This is a genomic window from Enterococcus sp. AZ170, from assembly GCF_050545135.1.
Taxonomy (GTDB): domain Bacteria; phylum Bacillota; class Bacilli; order Lactobacillales; family Enterococcaceae; genus Enterococcus_L; species Enterococcus_L ureilyticus.
Genome location: NZ_CP172947.1, coordinates 31,362 through 51,469, shown reverse-complemented (window position 1 = coordinate 51,469; position 20,108 = coordinate 31,362). Strand labels below are relative to the sequence as shown.

17 protein-coding genes are annotated in these 20,108 nt (G+C 33.2%); all 17 read right to left on the bottom strand.

Annotated elements, in window-relative coordinates; translation table 11 throughout:
• Nucleotides 1-27 precede the first annotated feature (27 nt).
• Nucleotides 28-2,646: a YfhO family protein gene (locus IGJ55_RS00230; protein ID WP_207121784.1), complete on the bottom strand. Its 2,619-nt coding sequence runs from the start codon at nucleotides 2,644-2,646 to the stop codon at nucleotides 28-30.
• A gap of 289 nt (nucleotides 2,647-2,935) precedes the next feature.
• Nucleotides 2,936-3,622: a signal peptidase I gene (gene lepB / locus IGJ55_RS00225; protein ID WP_069639450.1), complete on the bottom strand. Its 687-nt coding sequence runs from the start codon at nucleotides 3,620-3,622 to the stop codon at nucleotides 2,936-2,938.
• 13 nt (nucleotides 3,623-3,635) lie between these two features.
• Entirely contained in the window at nucleotides 3,636-4,301 is a 666-nt protein-coding gene (locus IGJ55_RS00220; RefSeq protein ID WP_069639449.1) for a hypothetical protein, read from the bottom strand.
• A gap of 22 nt (nucleotides 4,302-4,323) precedes the next feature.
• Nucleotides 4,324-5,409, bottom strand: a complete 1,086-nt coding sequence (locus tag IGJ55_RS00215; RefSeq protein ID WP_430607012.1) for a DUF916 and DUF3324 domain-containing protein — start codon at nucleotides 5,407-5,409, stop codon at nucleotides 4,324-4,326.
• A gap of 88 nt (nucleotides 5,410-5,497) precedes the next feature.
• A complete protein-coding gene (locus IGJ55_RS00210) occupies nucleotides 5,498-6,265 on the bottom strand; it encodes a WxL domain-containing protein (RefSeq protein ID WP_069639447.1) in 768 nt (255 codons plus the stop codon).
• A 30-nt stretch (nucleotides 6,266-6,295) separates the two neighbouring features.
• Nucleotides 6,296-7,093 carry a WxL domain-containing protein gene (locus IGJ55_RS00205; RefSeq protein WP_069639446.1) on the bottom strand — a complete coding sequence of 266 codons (798 nt, stop codon included), beginning with the start codon at nucleotides 7,091-7,093 and terminating at the stop codon, nucleotides 6,296-6,298.
• Nucleotides 7,094-7,099: 6 nt separating this feature from the next.
• Complete coding sequence (locus tag IGJ55_RS00200; RefSeq protein ID WP_069639445.1) at nucleotides 7,100-7,447, bottom strand: LPXTG cell wall anchor domain-containing protein; 348 nt, start codon at nucleotides 7,445-7,447, stop codon at nucleotides 7,100-7,102.
• A gap of 19 nt (nucleotides 7,448-7,466) precedes the next feature.
• Complete coding sequence (locus IGJ55_RS00195) at nucleotides 7,467-10,637, bottom strand: pectate lyase-like adhesive domain-containing protein (protein WP_430607010.1); 3,171 nt, start codon at nucleotides 10,635-10,637, stop codon at nucleotides 7,467-7,469.
• A 330-nt stretch (nucleotides 10,638-10,967) separates the two neighbouring features.
• Nucleotides 10,968-11,678 carry a winged helix-turn-helix domain-containing protein gene (locus tag IGJ55_RS00190; RefSeq protein ID WP_083244319.1) on the bottom strand — a complete coding sequence of 237 codons (711 nt, stop codon included), beginning with the start codon at nucleotides 11,676-11,678 and terminating at the stop codon, nucleotides 10,968-10,970.
• Nucleotides 11,679-11,971: 293 nt separating this feature from the next.
• Nucleotides 11,972-13,090 carry a tyrosine-type recombinase/integrase gene (locus IGJ55_RS00185; protein WP_069639443.1) on the bottom strand — a complete coding sequence of 373 codons (1,119 nt, stop codon included), beginning with the start codon at nucleotides 13,088-13,090 and terminating at the stop codon, nucleotides 11,972-11,974.
• A 498-nt stretch (nucleotides 13,091-13,588) separates the two neighbouring features.
• Nucleotides 13,589-14,935, bottom strand: coding sequence for a sensor histidine kinase (locus IGJ55_RS00180; protein WP_207121789.1), 1,347 nt, complete (start codon nucleotides 14,933-14,935; stop codon nucleotides 13,589-13,591).
• Nucleotides 14,922-15,590 (bottom strand): response regulator transcription factor, encoded by a 669-nt coding sequence (locus IGJ55_RS00175; protein ID WP_430607007.1) that lies wholly within the window; start codon nucleotides 15,588-15,590, stop codon nucleotides 14,922-14,924. The genes IGJ55_RS00180 and IGJ55_RS00175 overlap by 14 nt, the downstream gene beginning before the upstream one ends.
• A 33-nt stretch (nucleotides 15,591-15,623) precedes the next feature.
• Nucleotides 15,624-16,265, bottom strand: coding sequence for an ABC transporter ATP-binding protein (locus tag IGJ55_RS00170; RefSeq protein WP_069639440.1), 642 nt, complete (start codon nucleotides 16,263-16,265; stop codon nucleotides 15,624-15,626).
• An 11-nt stretch (nucleotides 16,266-16,276) separates the two neighbouring features.
• A complete protein-coding gene (locus IGJ55_RS00165; protein WP_207121790.1) occupies nucleotides 16,277-17,686 on the bottom strand; it encodes an ABC transporter permease in 1,410 nt (469 codons plus the stop codon).
• Between the two features lie 164 nt (nucleotides 17,687-17,850).
• A complete protein-coding gene (locus tag IGJ55_RS00160) occupies nucleotides 17,851-18,495 on the bottom strand; it encodes a DUF421 domain-containing protein (RefSeq protein WP_069639438.1) in 645 nt (214 codons plus the stop codon).
• Between the two features lie 23 nt (nucleotides 18,496-18,518).
• On the bottom strand, nucleotides 18,519-18,962 hold the full coding sequence (locus IGJ55_RS00155) for a DUF3290 domain-containing protein (RefSeq protein WP_430607005.1): 444 nt from the start codon (nucleotides 18,960-18,962) through the stop codon (nucleotides 18,519-18,521).
• 133 nt (nucleotides 18,963-19,095) lie between these two features.
• Complete coding sequence (locus tag IGJ55_RS00150; RefSeq protein ID WP_430607003.1) at nucleotides 19,096-19,962, bottom strand: DegV family protein; 867 nt, start codon at nucleotides 19,960-19,962, stop codon at nucleotides 19,096-19,098.
• Nucleotides 19,963-20,108: the final 146 nt, after the last annotated feature.

Here is a 20,108-nt window from a genome sequence, read left to right as displayed (position 1 = left end):
CAAGTATCTTAACTACCTAAATAGACTTTATTTGAACTTTCGCTCTTGGCTATTCCTAAATAACAAATATTGATATCCAGCAAAAATTACTACACAACAAATTGAAAGCATCATTCCCAACTTGAATCCCTGTGGTAAGTACACAAATTCTATTTGATGTTTTCCTGAAGGAACCATGATGCTCAAAACGCCATCATTGATTGTACGGATAGCTACTTCTTTGCCATCAATTTTAGCCTTCCAGCCTTTATCAGCCGCAATTGTTGTAAAAAGAACTTGTTCATCTTCAGTAACCACTTCAGCAGAAGCTTTTCGTCCAGACACCCTAAATTCTACACCGTTCTCCTGTGCTTTTTTAGCAGCTTCAGCAAATTTTTCTGTGTTTAAGCTTAACACTTTCGGTTCAAATAATTCTAAAATATCCACATATTCAAAGGCTACTTTTGCAGTAATCTCTTGTTTATTTTGATAGTTTCCTAAAGAATAATACTGTCCCGTTTTGACCATTGATGTGTTTGATTGTTGTTTATCTGCATTTATTTCTACTCTCGTTTGACTAAGATTCTCATAGCTTGCAGGTAATAAATCTAAATAGACTTGTGATGCCTCATCTATTTCAATTTTCCATTCAATCTTAATAGGTTTCCCTTTTTCTTTTGCGTTTAAAACAAGTATCTCTTTTCCATATTTTGTTTCTGTCGTTAACTCTGCATTCTCTATCTTAACGATTTTTGGAGAAATCGTCCTATAGAATTTTCCATCCAATCCTGAAAGAACTGATAATAGTTGTTCTGGATTCGAGGAAACGTCTTTTTGGTATACTCTTCCGTCTGTTAATACTCCCATAGGTAATACATTTTGGTTTTCATATAAATAGTTCTTGCCCTCTTCTCCAATTTTTTCAAAACCCGCCTTTGATATTGGCTTGTTTGCGATATTGTATTTTATACCCATCAACGCATCTGTAATTAACGTGTTATTTTGATAATAAATCTGCAAGTTTGTACCCGCTGAACGAAATCCTATTGTATTCATGTAATAGGATGAGTGGCGATTTCTAATTGACGAAAACATACCAATACCGCTATATCCGTAGCGAAAACTTTCATTATTAGACATTGCTGTCACGTTTTCTAATCGGTAGAAATTATTACTTTCTTTTTCCGCTTGTTTGACTAAGCTTTGAATAGTTGAATAATCTTCATTATATAAAGAACGGTTTGTATATCCCCAATCATCATCAATTCCCTTAACTAAATAAGCCGTATTGATACTCAGCTCCACTAGAAATATGCTTATGAAAACACCAATTAAAAGAATCTTTTTACTTTTCATTTTATGATGCCAAAAGAACAATGATAAATAAGTAGCTAAAAATAACACCGTCAAGATAAAAGAAGTATAACTCAAGTAATCATATCCATCATTTTTTGCTGTGACAATACGGACAATCAAGAAAAATATAAGTAACCCTATAAAAATATTAACAATCCGCTCAAAGTCTTCTTTTTTATAGTTGGACCAACCAAATCCTGCCAATAATAAAATTGTAAAAGAAAATAAAAAGCTAAAACGAAATAAAAACATATTTGGTGCATGAAACCCATGCCAAAATAAGTTTAATCCTTCTATATAAAAACTAAGGACCAATACTAGTAAAAGACTTCCATAACAAATTTTACTTAAACGTGGTATTTTTTTTGTTGAGAAAAAGAATACACAAAATATGATTGGCAATAGTCCTACATAAATGAACGGAATTGAGCCATAGCGAGTGGAGTCATAAACACCAATCATGTTTTTTATCACTAAGTCCCATGGTCCTGTTGCAGCAGTTTTTAGCTTGCCGATATCCGTTAATGCCTCTCCGTTCATTTTCAAATCAATCATTGCCGGTAAAAGTAATACCATCGATGCACCACCAGCAAGTATGGCTGTAAGCAAATAACTGAAAAATTTCTTTGCATATCGCTTTTTATCTGTCAACAACCGTACTACAAAGTACATAAATGAATAGATACCTACCATGAAACCAATATAATAATTGGACATAAATAAGAAAAAATAACCGAAAAATAATAGTGCTGGACGATGGTAGTCCATTAATCGATTGATTCCTAAAGCTATCAGTGGCAAATAAAGAATACCATCTAGCCACATAATGACTTCAGAATTAGCAATAGTAAATCCCATTAATGCATAGCTTATACTAAGCATCATATCTCCCCATTTAGGAATGCAAAAAGTTCGAGAAGAAAAAAACCAAAAAGATACGCCGATACATCCAATTTTCAATAAAGTTAAAAAATAAATAAAGTCCGGCATATTTTGATTATCAAAAAAATAAACAAGCGGTGTAAAAATTCCACCTAGATAGTAACTGATAAAAGATAGATAATTTAACCCCAGAGAACCTGACCACGAGTATACAATACTTTTATCACTCTTCATCATTGTATTAAAACTTGCAAAAAAATTTGAATATTGACCAAAAGCATCACTTGCTAGGATACTCAATTTGCTGCCTGGATAAATCCCAATTGAAAAGTAGACACTTCCTAAAATTAAAATGGGCATAATAAAACTGGCAAGTGCATATTTATTAAAACTTATGCCCAGTGAAGCTTTAGCTCTTAACTGTTTCATGATACTTTGCCCACCTCCTTTAACTAATATATTTTTAGTCAACTTACCTGAGCAACTCAGCGAATAGTAACAGTAAAATTTTACCCATTCAATCTGATTACATAGAAATAAAAGACGAGTCCGATTATCACAAAATTAAAGAACTTATACCGATTTTTTACACTCCATTGAATTCTTTAACTATTTATTTTATAAGCACTTTACTCGTTGTCTCTTGATTGAGTATCGCTTAGTTTTTACTTATGAACGACTTTCAGAAAAATTATTTCTTACCTATATGCATACTTAATTAGAAACTGACTAGCTTATGTAACGGTAAAATTCTCATCTCAACCGTCCCAATGATATCTTTTTCATCTACTAAACCATAGTAACGAGAATCAGTAGAGTAGGGGCGGTTATCTCCTAAGATTAAGTATTTTCCTTTCGGGATATAGTCATACTTTACATTTGGTAATTGTTGTAATTGAAAATCATCTGTTACTAACTCTTCATTTTGTTTGGCGTGATCCAACTGATTCTGTAAAAAACGTTCAAAAATTTCTTGTTGATTGATGTATAGTTGATCATTTTTATACTGAATATGTTCATTGGGAAGACCTATCACTCGTCGAATAGATGTCTCTTTACTATTTGGTATTCTAAAATAGATAAGTTTGAATCGCCGGATCGTGCCTAAACGATTCACAAAAACACGATCACCGTTATTCAAGACAGGCGTCATGCCATAGCCTTCTACTTTCGGTAAGGTAAAAATCGTGAATGAGCAGATCGTGAAAAGAAACGATACAACAACCATTGTTAAAAGGATTTCCTTCCAAAATTCTTTCATTGATTTTGGCGCGTTTTTTTTAGTAGAAATACGCTTCTTTTTGAGTTTTACCTTTTTTTCTTTAGCTGGCTTTTCCCAATCAACCTTTGATTGGGTGACATTCTTTTTTTGTGGCTTTTTCTTCAATGTTTCTTTGTTTGACATCTTCATCATCCACTTACTTTTTTTGCTGTAATGCCTGCTCATTGACTTTAAAGTAGTCTATAATTTTCTTTTGTGTTACTTGTGTCTTTTGAATTACTTGAATATATTCTTCACGTGTCTGTGGATTTTCGATCATTTCGCTGCTTTGATTGTTTAAATTTAAGCCAAGTTCTTTCACTTGATTATAGTATCTCGACAACAATCGCTGCCCTTCCGTTGTTAATCTTCCATCGGCTCCTCGCATTCCAAAGCTAGACAATTTTGCTGCTAATTCACGCAAATTATTTTCAGCTTTCTCAGAATTATTATTTTCACTTAGCCTATTAATTTGATTGATCGTTTCATTAAGTAAATAATAGCCCTGAACGATTCCATCTGAATCTCGTTCACCTAAATTAGTTGCTTGATAATATCGAGAATAGAAGGCCGTAGCACATAAACAAAGAGCCAGAACAAGACAAGCAATAACATTACGACGTTGTTTTTTTCGCTTTACAGTTGTTTTTTTTATCTTCCGTCTAATTTTTTTTCGTTTTCGTGCATTTTTTGTTTTCACATGCGATAACTCTCCTAAGTGTTGTCGAGTTTGAAACAGACGAAATAACCAAAATAAAGAAAACAATGCAAAGAGGATAGCACTTGATAGTGTTGCAATAAATACCCAGTCTAGTAATAACATCTTTCTATCCTCCTATGAACACTTAACGTTTCTTACTCTTAGGTGCTTTTTTTTTGTTTTTGATTTTCTTCTTGTTTTTCTTTTTATTAAGTGTCCGAACAATGAAATAGATGATCACAATCAACATCAATACACCAAAAATAATCAGTATGATTAGTTGCCAATTTATTCGGTTTTCTTGCAATAAGCTGACATCTTCCTGATTAAACTTATCTGCTTCTTCATTAGTGATCGTAAACTTCTGTTCCCATTCCCACTTTTCACCAGTTTTCGCTGTAACCAAAATATGTGCTCGATAATCCCCTGGTACCATTTTCTCACCATTCATCGATACAGGAAATTTTATTTTAGAATTAGGTGCCATACGCATTTTTGTTTGTTTTGTATCATACAAAACTTCATCTGACTTTGCGCCCATTACTTGAACGTCTACCGTCATATCATCTAAGTAGGCAGACTGTATATTAGAAAAATCAATCATGATCGCATTACGATAATTTTTTAAATCTGCATAAACTTTGTTTAATTTCAAGTCTGGTTTGACTTCATTATCCGTTTCAGTCAGTAACATGCCAACTAAATAGGCATATTTATTTTTAATCATGCCTTCTTGCTTTTCAGATTCCTGATCTCGTTCAATCATATAAATACCACCTGAAATAACACCGTCATATGTAACTTCAGGCATTGTGATATCAATGGGATAATCAATTGTTTGTTTTGGTGGAATCACTACTGATTCTTTTCCTTTCACAATATCTGCAAAATCATATTTTAAAGAGGAATCTTTTTCTAAGTTAGATGGTCCATTTTCTAATACACCATTGCTGTTTGTTTTTGTACTGTTTAGACCTACATCTACGGTAATCTCTTTATCAGAGCTATTGCTTAATTGGATTATAACCGTTTGTTTTTGACCCGGTGTCATTCTTAAGTCGAAGTAACTTACTTCTTTATGTTGATTTTCTGGGTAGATTACTTTGTAGCTAAAACCACTGCTAGCATCTTGTTTGTTACTTTCATTTGCAAAAGCAGCATTTGGCCTACTTATCAGAGTAATCGCTATGTATAAAATAATAGTAATATACGTTAAATATTTTCTCTTCATTCTCTTCACGTTCCTTCTTTCAAAGTGAACAGGATCACCATCTTACTCTTTGATGACCCTGTTCAAACTTACTTTTGAGCTAATTTTTTTAGCGTGCGTCAGCAATTGTCCATGTAATGGTTGATGTATATTCACTAGCTGTTGATAATTTGTTATTTGCAGCTGGGATAGAGAGTTTTACAGATTTATCTGCATTTCCGTCTGCCATTTTACCAAAGACTAAATCAAAACGACCAAAGCCTTTATCATCAGCATCTTGATTTACAAATTCAGTAGGAGTCGTTCCATCTGTTGCTAATACTTGCGTTTTTGCTGCAGCTGTAGGATTAATTTGGCCTGCATCACCTGTCGTTGTTAAGCGAATATTATCGTAGGTAAGTGTCGCTGCTTTTAATTCCTTTCCAGCTGTATTTTTGAACGTCGTTGCTTTTGCAGTTAATTTATATTTATTTGGAAGATCATCTGCACGTTCATCTTTAAAAGTAACAAAGTTAGGCATTTCTATAGTATTATCTGCATTATCTTTCTCAGTTGTTTTAAATGTGCTCGCATAGTATTCCCAACCGTTAGCTGTTGGTGTTGTCACTTCGTTTGTACCGAAATCTAAAGGTGCGATTGTTATTACTTTCAAAGGCCCGTTATCTGGATTTACCGGTGGTTGTGTGATTTCAGGTCCATCTGTTTCAGGTGGTGTTGGAATATCAGTTCCAGTACCATCTTGTTTGAATTTAATCTTACCTGTTGAAGAGCTTACTTTTGCATCTCCTCCATCGGCTTTTGCTACTGATGGTAAAGCTAGTCCTACTCCGATTACTGTTAATAATGCTGCTCCGCATAATTTGTGTGTCAATTTCATTCTTGTTTCCTCCTAGGATTTGTTTTAAATTTATGGCAACTCGGATAATACCCAAGTTAACACCGTTTCATATTGTACTGGGTCTTTTTTTGTTTTCCCAGGTACGGTTAAAGATACTGCCTCGTTTTGATAGACTGGCTGATTCTTAAAATCAGGATCAAGGATTGGCTGTCCATTTTGATTAATTCTCGGACTGAGTGTGTCTTTGCGTCCTTGTTGATTATCAATGGTTGCGCCAAAGATAATAGACCACGTCCCTTCACCTGTACCAGCTTTTGCTTGTGCTAAGTCGTAAGTTTCGCCAATATTATTAATGCGAATAACTTCTTTTGACACAATCGGTGCAAAGATACTATCATTGATCGAATTTGTCCACGATTGATCAAATGAAATGACCGCACCATTTAATTCTTTATTTTTGGTTGTCTCATTTTTCAACTGTGTTTCTTGCCGTACTTGTAAGCTCCATCCACTTTTATTTTCACGATAATCGGATATTTGAACAAAATTCCCTCTTGCTCCTGTTCCGTCAAGAAATAGTTGTGCATTTGCAAAATAGGTTTGGTCTTTGTCTGAGATTTCATTGTTCCAAAAGTTTAAATGAGGAACAAAATCAAACCTCAGCGGTCCATCAGTTGTTGGCGTTGAGCCTGGATCAGCAGCTTTATCAGGATGTTCTGGATCAACAATTTCTTTCGGGTACTCACCCGTGAACTTCACTGTTCCACTACCTGAGTGACTAGTTGTTTCAGCAGATACACTTAATGGTTTAACACTTGTTACCGCTATAGCTACAACAATAAGGATAAAAATGCGCTTTTTTTTCATTTTATTTTAACGCTCCCTTCTTGCTGTGTTTTTTTCTTTTTTCTTTCGTAAAAAGAGAATTAAAACCAAGATAACTAGAATCAAACCGCTAATGCTTAAACTAGTTTTAACTAGTTCACCTGTTGATGGGTATCTGCCTTTTGGTTTTGTGACAGCTTCCGATGTAGCCGATGTTGCTGTTGTATTTGTTGTATCGGTCCCACTATCGGAGCTACTAGATTCATAAAACCCTACTCCAGCCTTCGTTTGTATCTGTCCTATTTCTTCAGCATAAACAGTTGAAAAAGTAGCTAAGCATAAACTTAAGCAGAAAATAGAGACAAATAAGAAACGTTTTTTCGCAATTTTCTTCATTTATTTCTTCCTCCATCGCTTAATATGCTTCTTCTACTCGCCAAATCAATGTAGTTTCGTATTCTCCAGTCAACTTCACTGCTCCAGAAGGGACATCTAGTCGAAGGCCTTGTTTATCTGGCCCCCAAGTTCTTGTTGAAATATCATATTGTCCAGAAGCATCATGTTTTGCTTGAAGTACATCCTGTGCATCAGTCGATAGTACCTTCTTATCAGAAGCTGTTTGATAACTTAAAACACCACTTAATACATGTGTCGGACTATCTGGCATACTTAGTTCGCCTTCAAGTTTTACAGATAGTTTCCAGTTATCTAGATTCTTTCTATTATCCCAAATTACTAAAGGTTGATCGTAAGATGGGTTATTATCTTTTGTTCCTTTCCAACTGACTTCATGGCTACCAAAATTAATTTCAGTTGGACCAGAATAAATCGATAATGTGCCTTGGAATGTATACGTGATTGTAGATTCTTCCGTCCCAATTGGTACCGCAGTTTCATTCGTTGGACGTCCAGAAGTTTCAAGCAAATAACGATCTGCAAGAACCGAGGTAATTGCATCTGTCACCTGTTTTTCTTTCGTTAAATCTATCGTGGAACCTACACTTCCTTTTAAAGTAACATTTTCGTGTAAGCTTACACCTGATTCATCAACAAACTGGACTTTGACGTTTTGTTCTGACAGTTTGACTGTAACCTGAATCACTTTTGTGATATCTGTTGCTAATCCAGAATCGGCTGCTTTGACCGTAAGAACGACTGGATATGTCCCGCTCGTCTTGCTTGGAGACAAGCCAGCTAAGTCAGTGACTTGAACATTGTCTGTTAACTCCGTATAGACACCGTCTACTATTTTATGGGCAGACACGTTGCTCTGTGATAAAATTTGTGCTTTTAGCTGTGCTTCTGTCATGTCCTTGATTGTGTTTGTCTCAACCGTGATATCTTGTGCATCAATACCATTTGTTGTTTCATGCACGATTAGCTTAGACGTGACAACTGTTTCGTTTTTCGCATCATCCATTATAATGACTTTAACCTCATGTTCACCGACAGTACCCACAAGCGTATCAATTTCACCAAGTGTTTCTGCAGTATATTTATAGGTGAAATTTTGTGGCACTGGATTACTATCTGTGGGATTTTGAACGAATACACTTGGATCTGGTCTGGCATCACCTTTTCCAAGATGATACTCTTTAGGCTCTCCCTTTGGCGGTGTAACGTCTAAAACAACTTGAGTTGCAGTATCTGTTTTACCATCTAAAAAGGAGTAAGCTGTAATGGTTGTTCCTGCTGAAAAATGTTTTCCCTCTGGCAAAGTATAGGAATAATTCCCAGAAGCATCTGCCTGAACAGTAAAATTATCTGTATATAAGGGGTCTTGTCCTGAACTTGTTACTGGACTTTTCACACTATTCTTAGCTGGATCGATCAATACTCCCACACTATCAACAATTGGTTTATCTGATAACCTGACATATGCTCCTGGATTAGTAGTTCCAGTGATTGTTGTTGAATCTGTTGAAGTGATATCATCTGTCGCTTTGCTCAAAATACTTACACTAACATCAGGAATGTACTCATACAAAACACGTTGAACGTTTTTAGTTGTAAATCCAGTCGTTGGATTTTTAAAACTCGTTTCATTTGCTGTTGTTAGAGAAGAGGCCTTTGTGATGGTTGGGTTAATGTCACTATAATTGATCAACATGCCATACATTGGCGTCCAACTTCTATTAGGTAACCCGTCCAGGATTCCTAGATTCCATATATTAACTTTTTGAATATCGACATCTAGTTTTCCAAGGGTCCCTCCGATACGAACCAAGCCTGAATCACCTGAGTTCAGTACAGATGTTCGTTGTAAGTTAACTCTTAGAGCATCCGCAAACTGAAAGGTTGATCCTTGAGTCGCAAAGCGAATTAGACTCTGAGCTGGATTGGTACTGTCACTTAAAATGTTAAAAGTTCCTTTTTTATTTACTTTGAACGTCGCATCACCGCTAGCATAGATAATATCCGTTTCAGAGTTGCCCATATTTGTTGCTTCTATATTCAAAGCACCTTCTTCATCAACAATCAAAGAAGATCCGCCGCCCATGGAAATAATACTTCTAGCATCACCAGTCCCACCAGAAGAACGTCCATCTGATTTAATATTTAGAACGGCTTTTTTACCGATCGTTAATTTGGAGTTAGCTGAATAAAGATCCAATGAACCCCAATCTGTTTTTCCTTTTGGAGAATTTAGATTTAAAGTCGCTCCTTCATTCAACGTAACATTACCATTTGCGACATATAAATTTTGTCCGTACGCTTCTCCCCAGTCATTTGACGGTCCCGTTGTAACCGTCATTGTTGAATTCTTATCCAAGACTAATGATCCACCATTCATCAACCATATATTTCCAGAATTGATCGTGTTGCTTTTAAAATTGGCATTTTCCATTAAAGTCAAATTGGATATTTCTAAATTTGCTTGACCCAATGCGTTAATTTGCCAATTTGTTCGAAATGGGGAAGTATAGTATTGTGTCATATTATTCTCAACAGTACCTGACATATATACTTGTGCGTATGGGGAATGGAGTAATTCTGAACCTGTATCCTTGAGGTTATGGAATGTTAGCTTAGATAGTCTCTGATTATCTGCACTTAAATCTACATAACTAGTAAATCCATAATAGTTACCATGATAAGCGTTTAAATTTTGCCAAGTAATATCCCAACCATTTGTTCCAGTCACTGTATTGTTATAAAAACCAATCATCAATGACCTGAAATCGATGGTATTATTATTCCCCTCTATAACTAATTTTCTAGCGATTCCTGTTCTAGTCAGGTACCTAAAATTAGCAGTAGCATTGGCATTCGATGTTGCACCAGCACTGATAGAATTTAATGTACCGCTGATACTAGGATCATCAGGCGTTTCAAACGACTTAGTAATACTTATCGCTTTGACACTAGTATCATCTATAGCGCGAATCAGCTGCTCCCAACTTTGTACTTCTCTTATTTCATTACCCGTAAATTGCGTTAAATCAACTTCTCCAGTCGCTATGTTTCCCTCTGTAGTTTGTGCATCTTCTGCTTTGATTAATGACTGTTTACCTAAAAATCCGAATAGAACAATCATTCCTAAGAAGACAATTCCTAAGAAAAAAGACTTTTTTCCGATTTTCATTTTTTCTTCAACTCCTCTCCCTTCAAATTTATTTGTACGTCTGTCTTTGAAACGTACAATGTATTTTCATTTTCCTTACTAAGAATATTATTTTTTGATACCTTAAATTATGAGAAAATTAGATATCCCCTTTTAAACATTGCTTCAATGTTTAAAACAGCAAAACGTATGATTGAAAATGTTAATTTTCTCTCATTTGCTAAATATTATTCTTAGCTCAAAAAAATGAAAAGCATTATGGCCAATCTTCCGTCACCGTCATTTTTCTTGTGGAGATAATCATTCACTCAACAATTTCAACCGCCATGACAGACAGCTTTTTTAACATTATCATATATCTAGCATGTAGCCTTTTGACCGAATTGTTTTAATATAGGTATGTGAGTCGTTATGTTCATCTAACTTTTGGCGCAAATGGAATATCAAGTTACTTATACGATATTTTCTGTAATTTTCATTACTTGTTGTTTTCCATACTTCGCTTAGGATATCTTCATATGTAACTGTCGTCTTACTATGTCTGTAAAGTATTTCTAGTGTTTTAAATTCCTGTTTTGTCAAATAAATCTCTTCTCCATTGCCCAAAAGTACACTAAGATTCTGGGGAATTAATTTAAAGGATGCCCCATTTTTTTTCTTTTTTGAGAAACTTTTACTTAGAAGATTTTGTTCTCTCATTTCATCTTTCACAGTGCATAAGCTGTTTGAAAGAATCAACGCAACTTCATCCAAATTGTTAGAACTATCAAATATCATATTAGCTCCCAATTCAAGAAATAGTGTACGTTCACTATTTTCTTTTACTTCAGAAAGAATCCATAAAAACTTAGTCGTTTTCTTGCGTATCTCTATCAACATTCTAAATATTGTTGTACTGCTCAAGATATCATTTTTTTTTATTAAAATAGCATCTAATTCATTTAAATGATTCATAATGTCCTCTTTTTCAAAAGATATTAATGAAAGTTCATGGTCTTTAAAACTTTTTATTAGTTGACCTTCCTCTTCTTTGGGCAAAGATACATAGCCGATTTTGTACATTTTTTAACTCTTCCTTTCTGATATCAATCAACAAATTATCTTCTACAACACATTTTTTAATTTGTGCATAAGTAAACAGTTAAAATACTGTTATTAATGGTTCAAACCCTCTATAATAAAAAATGATGAACGATGTGCAAACTATCTGATTCTCTCTTTTTATTCGCAGCTTTCTTAATTCTTTCGTTTCTTATTTCTACGACAAATAAGAAATAAAGTCGGATTATTGTTCTATACAGTAATTACCTCTTTTTTTGACCATTTCTTTGACGGAATTATTTAGGCAACACTTGCTATTGAGCTTTTAAAAATAAATGATCTATTGTTGCGATAGCGTTTATCCTATTTTCTAGCAATGAATCAGCATATGTATCCAGAGTCAACTTAATTGAATGATGTCCTAATATTTGGCTTAAGCTTGCTATGTCCACACCCTGTTCCAAGCAACGCGTTGCAAAGGTATGTCTCAAAGAATGGAAACGAATGTCTGGAAGTTCTAGTTTATTAACTATTTTTTTAAATCGATAATTTATTGTTCGTGGCTCTGTTAATCCACCATTACAACAAATCACATATGAGCCTGAAGTATATTTTCGTTTTTCTAGTAAGTAGTTTCTGAGGTTTTCCGCCATAGGAATTATTCGGGCTGAATGATCCGATTTTGGAGAACCCGCTATTACTTTGGTTTTTGTTAGTGTTGTACTTTCATTGGTTATTCGAGTGATCGTTCTTCTTACTTGAATCAAATTTTTATCAAAATCAATATCTTCCCATTTTAGTCCACTAATTTCTCCAATTCTCATACCTGAATACAATGCTAAAAAAACAGGGGAGCATTTCTTTTCTGCTAAAGCCAACATTTCAATTTTCCTCTGATCTTCTAATGTAAGTGCATTTATTTTTTTGGTTGTAGTTTTGGGAAGAATGATGTTGTCACATGGATTTTGGAGTAAATAGCTTTGTTTTACAGCTGAGTTTAAGGTCTTTTTTAAAATATTGAATATATTTTTGATAGTACCAGAAGCAAAATTTTGCTTAGCAAGATGATAGACAAACTCTTGAATTGTGTCTTGTGTGAGTTTTTGAACTTTTTTATCACCTAATTTCGGTATAATATGACGTTTGATCAGTCTAGTATAATTTGAGTACGTTGTAGGTTTAACAGTATATCTCATCGTTGTCATCATCCAATTTCCAATGAATTCTTCAAATGTTTCATTATAACTAGCAACAGAACAATTTGAGGTAAGATATCTAGCTTTGATAAATGTTAGTTTTTCTTTTACCTCTGAATACTGTTTGCCATAGATAGAACCGTAAATTATTTTTTTTTCTGGCGTTCGTTGTTTAATATACCTTCCCTCCCAACGACCATCTTTTCTTTTATAAATATTTTCACCTTTTCTTACCATAGTAAATTGATCCTTTCTTGACGATTTTTTTGACGGCTTATCAAAGTGGAATGCAAGTTTTTTTCAAAAAGAATTTCAAAAAAATTGTTTTTTCTCATTTTTTTTAATCTTTTTTGAAATATTCGATAAAAACGATTATTGACTTTAAGAGATTTCTCAGTTAACATAAATACAAATTTAATTTAATAGATAAATTTAAGTTATTTTTCACAAATTAATCATCTTTCTTGTTTCCTATTTGTCGTAGAAATAAGAAATGAAAGTAGGGCCTAATTTTTAACTATATTTCGTTAATTACATATGTATAAGAGCATACTTATTTTTGTGCACACTAAATAGATTGAATATTCTGTCTATTTAAAATTGACTATTCAAGATATTTTTGATTAATTCAATACCAATATTCGCTATATGTTTCTTTTTTTATTTCTTTATACTGAGTAAAAAGTAACATTCTGTATAGCTACTTTTTACTCTAGAATAGTCACCTTTCGTTTTTTAATTAAAAGGCTGTTCTGCTATACTTATTTTTGTAACAAACAATGCTTCTTCTTGAATTTCGATTGTCAAAGTATAAGGCGAAGTAGCCAGCATTGTTTCAACCAGATAAATACCTAACCCAGTTCCACTTGTTGAGCTAAACGTTGCGAAGGGTTCACCTATTAATTGCAAGTCAATGGTATAATGATTTGGTATTTTATTTTTAATCGTTAGGCTATTTTCAGTGACTTCTATAAATATGGTACTATTTTCTAACGTGTAATTAATCGCATTACTGATTAAATTAGAAAAAACTTTTTCAATAATTTTTCTGTCTAGTTTTATAAAAAAATCATGATTAAACGTACGGCAGATCGTTAGTTTTTTATCCTTTAGCAGTACATCATAGTGATGGATGACCTCATTGATGATTTCTATTGACGACTGTTCTGACTGTTGATTAAGGTTACTTTTTTGACTGATGAATAATATTTCTCTAATTAATTGATCTAAACTATTGATTTGGTTATTGATCTCCATCAAAATATCTCGAGTATTTTCTGCTTGATTCAGATTTTCTAATTGATTAACCAATAATTTAGTCGCCATAAGAGGGGTTTTCATTTCATGCGTCATCCCTTTTAAAAGAGCAGAGTTGTTCGATTCTAGTTTTTTTACAAGTTGAACTTCTTTTTCTAACTTATTTTGGGCAAACTTTAGTTCTGAATAAAGCTCTTTTACTTGTAATTCGATTTCTGCATATTCTTCTAATCTCAAATTTAAATTGAGATCAACTATTTCATCATTTGATACATTCTTCTTGGTTAGATCAAATAAAACATCCAATTTTTTTCTTTCACGTTTAAATAAAGAAACATAGATAGTTATAACGACAGCTATGCTAAAAGCTGCTAAAAATAAGACATATGGAACAGACTCCAATATTATATCGCTGATATCTGGAGGCGTTAATTGAATTGGATAACTTATATAAACGTTTAGATCATTTACCTTGAACTGCGTAACAATCCCTCTCATAGGCACTAACAACATATTGAAATCGTAGTTAAATGGTTCTGAATCATTTTGCGGATAAATAATTTTCCCATTTGAGTTTGTGATGATTACCCGATAGCCATTAACGACGAAAGGCCTTAGATAGCTATAATCCTTATTATTTTCAATGATTTCACGTATTTTTACAGTTGTTCTATCGAATATATCTTGTTGCTCTTTTTCTATTTCTTTCCCTAGATTCAATGTGATGACACCAATTACTATAAAAAATACGATAAAAGACATGATTACTGAAAACAAAACGATAACTACTTTCGTTGGCCACTGGATTGGTTTATTCTTTTTCAATTCGGTAGCCAACTCCTTTGAGAGTATCTATCAGATCTTTTCCCAATTTATTGCGAAGATTTTTAATATGAACATCAATCGTTCTGGAATCAACATAGTAATCATATCCCCAAATTGCCGTTAAAAACTCATCTCTAGAAAATACTTTTCCTTGGTTTAGTAGCATAGCTTGCAGAATCTCAAATTCCTTTGCAGTCAATGTGATTCTTTCTCCATTTTTCTCTACAATATAGTTATCTATTTCAATCATAATATTTTTATAACGTATTTTTTTAGCCGATTTTGGGCCATTTGATTCGATACGTCTCAATATAGCCTCAATTTTTAATAGTAATATATTTACAGAAAATGGCTTTACAACATAATCATAAATTTTTCGATTATAAAGATTGATTTGCGTAAATTCATCATTCAATGCACTGATGACAATTATAGGGATTTGATGATGCTCTAATCTGTCTAAAAATTCTTCCCCACTCATTTTAGGTAACATCAAATCGAGTAAAATTAAATCATACTTTTTTGATTCAAAAGAAACCAAAGCCGTTTCTGCATCTGGAAAAGCGGACACATCATAGTTTTCTTTTTTTAAACTCAAACATAACCCATTCCTGATTTCATCTGTATCCTCTATTAGAAGAATTGATTTTTTCATAATATTCACCTCTATTAAAGGATAGCAAATTATTTAATTTAATTTAAATAATTGCCCTTCCTTGATCGTCAGAACTACATCAGATTGTTGTTCTATTATGGGATCATGTGTCACAACAATAATACATTTTTCCTTTTCTTTTAATTGTTTAAATAGATTCATCACTTCTTTAGCATTGCCTCTATCTAAATTTCCTGTTGGTTCATCGGCAATAATCAAGTCCGAATCTAAAGCAACAGCTCTAGCAATTGATACTCTTTGTTGCTGACCACCTGATAATTGAGCACTTTTCTTGGTTTGATTCTCTCCTTTAATATCTAACTGATTTAGAATTGATTGGATAAAAGGATGAACACTTCTATCTTTTATTTGATGGATCGCTAAACCCAACTTGATATTATCAATTGCTGATAAATATGAGACTAAGTTAAAGGATTGAAAAATATAACTGATCGACTTTCTATATTTTACGTAATTACTTACTTCATTCTGATTGTAAAAAACCTGTCCTTCTTGAAGAAATTCCAATCCTGATATTAAAGAAAGAAACGTTGATTTTCCAACACCAGATACTCCAACAATTGAATATATTTTCCCTTTTTCAAATGAATAATTGATATTTTTCAATATCGTTTGATCATTATAACGATAAGATAAATTTTTGACCTCAAGCATATTGTGCCTCCTTATTCTGTACTTGATAAAATCGATTTTGGACTTTTCTTGAGAATTCTCATTGTTGGAATCGTTGTTGAAAATAGAACGATTACTAGTAACCCCATGAAAATAAAGCCTGCTATCTTAATATTTTGTACTTTATCTTGCTCTTGAATTTGAATTTCTGTATCTAATTTTACACTTGTATCTTCGACATAATTTGGTCCCCGCTGAACCATTGGCTCTTGTTTACTATCTGAAATTGTTTGTTGCATTTCTTGGTTGATCGTTTCAGCTGCAATTGGATTCACGACAAAATTCGATATACCGAATCCAATCATAAAGCTAATGACTAAAACTGTTGTGACTTCTAAAAACATTTGTAGTAGTATGTTAAACTTTGTTTCACCTAGAGCTAAAAGTAGTCCTATTTCATACTTTCTTTCGCGTAACGACAGTAACATGATCAATGAAACAATTACTGCAGCTACTATAAAGATCACCAGTTGTAAAATAGAGAAAATATTCATGATTTTATCTATCATGTTACTTATTGTTTTATATTGCTCGTAGGTGCTATTAAATTTAATCGATGAAAAATCACCATCACCCGATTTAATTTCTGAAATAAATTTATCCGTATCCATAGGATTTTTTAGTTCAACTTTCACCTTTTCGTAATTCATGATCGGCGAACTGATTCCCTCATCTTTAAATTGAATCTTTTTAACATCATCCAATACTTTTCTTGTAGAATAAAACGTTTCTTTTTCTTTACTTAGATAAACCGAATCATTTTCTTCCGTTAATGTATAAATTCCTGAAATTTTTGTGTCCATTTCTTTTTTTGTTTTGTCTTCTTGGAAGCCGGAACTCAAATCTAAATTCAATGAGTCGCCAACTTTAAGTTTATGTTCTTTGGCATACTTTTCCGATATCATTATAGGATTTTCTAAATCAGACTCATCGGGTAATTTACCCTCAACTACTTTTATCCTAGTTTTTGCTAAATCTGGGTTAGTACTATCTAAAATCGATAGTTCATTAGTTGGTGTTACGTACCCTTCTGGCACTTGATCTGGGACAGTCGTTGATTCGGTACTTGAAAATTGTGTGCTTACTACAGTATTACTATAGACTGAAAAGTCTTTAACATATGACGACTCACTAATTTTTTTTACGAATTGCTCATCGATATTTTGCTTATCACTACTTGATTCCCCACCATACATTTCTTTCATTAATGCGTCCAAATCAAGCTCAACTGATATAATTGGATTCACTTGATTTTTTGTTTCATTCAATATTTTTTTTAATGAGTGTTGAATAGAAGATCCAGAAACTAAAAAGACTGAAACAATAATAAATAATATACCTAGAATAATAGTTCTCTTTTTTAAATTGATAATACTTTGAAAAATTCTTTTAAAAATACTCAAAAACTTACCTCCTTGCTGAATTGATTTTTAGTTTACTTTATCAGAATGAAGTGTATATATTTTGCATGTAAATTTAATGTAAATTTTCACAATTTTATTTTAAAAAAATAAAATGAAATAAAAGAATCGATAATCGACTTCTCATTTCATTTTAGTGCATTCAACTATGCTTTATTTTGTTCGTATCCATATAATTTCAACTTACCTGAAAGGTACTCACCTAAGTATATTTCATTAATTCCTTTATATTCCTCATTTTGAACCTGTTCAGCCAACCATTCAATATCTTTATTAATTAATTCCAGCACATCATAGTTTGCTTGACCATCTACAATAATTGGATACCGAATGCTTTCATCTCCGAATTCTATCATTGTTAACTGGCCATTTTGCTCTAAGACAGCTCTTTTGACATTCTCAACTTCGTAAATAGCATTCGCTCTTAACTTAAACATCAATTCATTTGCTGAAATCCCACACCTGAGACACTCATTCACATCAACTTTTCCATCTTTGATCAAAGTGATTGGCCTACCATCTACAATATATTTTACATATCGATTATGTTCTTTTGCAAACTTAACAGTCAATACAAGCAACGTCCAAATAATCAATACTAAAACGAACTGTAGTACACTTATTGAGTCGTTATAAATTACCCCGCCTATAATTCCACCTAGGACATAATTTTGAACCTGATCCATTGCTGAGGAAGGTGCTAGGTTGCCTTTTCCCATTAAATTAATCTGAATGATTAAACAAATAATTCCCAAGCCAAGTTTGATAATAATTGGACTATAGAGTTGCATAATATCTTCCTTTCTACTTTAACTTATTTCGTAATTATAATATCTGAATTCATCAAGTGCGCTTCTTCCAGGACATAAGAATTTTGATCCGTACTTAATATTGTCTTGTAGTATTTATCTTCGATTTTTACAAGTGTTCCATCCACTAACTGAGTTGAGCTTACAAGAATCTCTTTTTTGTCTACCCCTTTTTCTTTTGATATCTGCTTCACAAAATTGACCATTTGAGACGATTGTGAATTTTTGCTTTGATTTTGTGTATAGTCAGAATACTGAACACCTAGTAAAAACAATAGTAGCAAAAAAGTGATTATACTCAAATCTCGATATTTCGTTTGAATACGATGACGCATATACAAACTAAACGCAATAATCATTACAATCAATACACCAAAAATAAAAAAATATTTGATATAATCATTGAGATTTGATTGTGATTCCAAGTAGTCTATACCATAGAAATTCAATAAAAATACCTCCCATAGAAATTTAGTCTTTAAAATATATAGTAATATAATATGCTTTATTGGTTCAAAATAAAAGCATCCTTACTTATAAAAAAAACACCCCGTCACAAAGAATGTACTGGGTGTTTTATTTTTATCTCTTTTTACCTCTTGAAAAAACTGCAATACAACCATTCCCAGTATGACTAGTGATCGTAGGGCCTAGTGGATGCAAACGAATCTCTTTAACCTGGATTTTCTCCTCGATCAAAACTTTGACTTTCTCTGCACTTTCTAAATCACCAGCATAAGCAATAAATACGGTTTGTTTCAACGGTTCAACCATCCCTTTGACTGTTTCATCTGCTAGTTTCTTCAATGCTTTGCTACGTCCACGGACTTTTCCGATATTTTGCAGCTTACCTTGGTCATCTACCACAATGATCGGCTTAACGTTCATCAAACCACCGATTGCCGCTGCTGCTTTAGAAATCCTACCTCCACGCTCTAGATGCTTTAAATCGTCCACTGTGACCCAAGAATGAACGGTCATTGTATTGTCAGATAACCATAGTAGGATTTCGTCTAAAGAATGACCAGTTGCTTTTAACTCGATTACTTCGCTGACTAACAAGCCTTCTCCAAGGCTAGCAGCTTTCGTATCAACAACATAAATTACAGCATCCGGGTATTCTTCTTTCAAGATATCAACAGCTTGCATGGCACTTTGGTATGATCCGCTTAATCCAGAAGAAAAAGCCAAATACAATATGGGAACCTGCTTTTCTACAAACGGTCTAAAAAATTCGATATAACGACCTACATTTACTTGAGAAGTTGTTGGCATGCCACCAGTTTTTATTTCTTGTAAAAACCAGTCATAGTCGAACGTTTCTCCCAAATCATCCACTAATTCCTTACCATTCAACTGAATCGTCATACTGATAAACTCAACATCATTGGCGCCTAAATATGTATATGGTAAATCACAGCATGAATCTGTCATTAATTTGAATGTCATTTTTAAATCCTCCCTAATTCCTTCTCTATTTTAACACATAATCAATGGATACTCATGTGTTATTAAATGCGTAAGCAATCAAAAAAGACTTCTATTTGGAGAAAAATGAAAAAAAAGAGAGACAATTCTTACCTTGTCCCTCTCTC

What these genes read in the sequence shown, in the direction of transcription:
- IGJ55_RS00230 (WP_207121784.1), bottom strand. Translation starts at nt 2,646, where the DNA reads ATGAAACAGTTAAGAGCTAAAGCTTCACTGGGCATAAGTTTTAATAAA.
- lepB (WP_069639450.1), bottom strand. Translation starts at nt 3,622, where the DNA reads ATGTCAAACAAAGAAACATTGAAGAAAAAGCCACAAAAAAAGAATGTC.
- IGJ55_RS00220 (WP_069639449.1), bottom strand. Translation starts at nt 4,301, where the DNA reads ATGTTATTACTAGACTGGGTATTTATTGCAACACTATCAAGTGCTATC.
- IGJ55_RS00215 (WP_430607012.1), bottom strand. Translation starts at nt 5,409, where the DNA reads ATGAAGAGAAAATATTTAACGTATATTACTATTATTTTATACATAGCG.
- IGJ55_RS00210 (WP_069639447.1), bottom strand. Translation starts at nt 6,265, where the DNA reads ATGAAATTGACACACAAATTATGCGGAGCAGCATTATTAACAGTAATC.
- IGJ55_RS00205 (WP_069639446.1), bottom strand. Translation starts at nt 7,093, where the DNA reads ATGAAAAAAAAGCGCATTTTTATCCTTATTGTTGTAGCTATAGCGGTA.
- IGJ55_RS00200 (WP_069639445.1), bottom strand. Translation starts at nt 7,447, where the DNA reads ATGAAGAAAATTGCGAAAAAACGTTTCTTATTTGTCTCTATTTTCTGC.
- IGJ55_RS00195 (WP_430607010.1), bottom strand. Translation starts at nt 10,637, where the DNA reads ATGAAAATCGGAAAAAAGTCTTTTTTCTTAGGAATTGTCTTCTTAGGA.
- IGJ55_RS00190 (WP_083244319.1), bottom strand. Translation starts at nt 11,678, where the DNA reads ATGTACAAAATCGGCTATGTATCTTTGCCCAAAGAAGAGGAAGGTCAA.
- IGJ55_RS00185 (WP_069639443.1), bottom strand. Translation starts at nt 13,090, where the DNA reads ATGGTAAGAAAAGGTGAAAATATTTATAAAAGAAAAGATGGTCGTTGG.
- IGJ55_RS00175 (WP_430607007.1), bottom strand. Translation starts at nt 15,590, where the DNA reads ATGAAAAAATCAATTCTTCTAATAGAGGATACAGATGAAATCAGGAAT.
- IGJ55_RS00170 (WP_069639440.1), bottom strand. Translation starts at nt 16,265, where the DNA reads ATGCTTGAGGTCAAAAATTTATCTTATCGTTATAATGATCAAACGATA.
- IGJ55_RS00160 (WP_069639438.1), bottom strand. Translation starts at nt 18,495, where the DNA reads ATGCAACTCTATAGTCCAATTATTATCAAACTTGGCTTGGGAATTATT.
- IGJ55_RS00150 (WP_430607003.1), bottom strand. Translation starts at nt 19,962, where the DNA reads ATGACATTCAAATTAATGACAGATTCATGCTGTGATTTACCATATACA.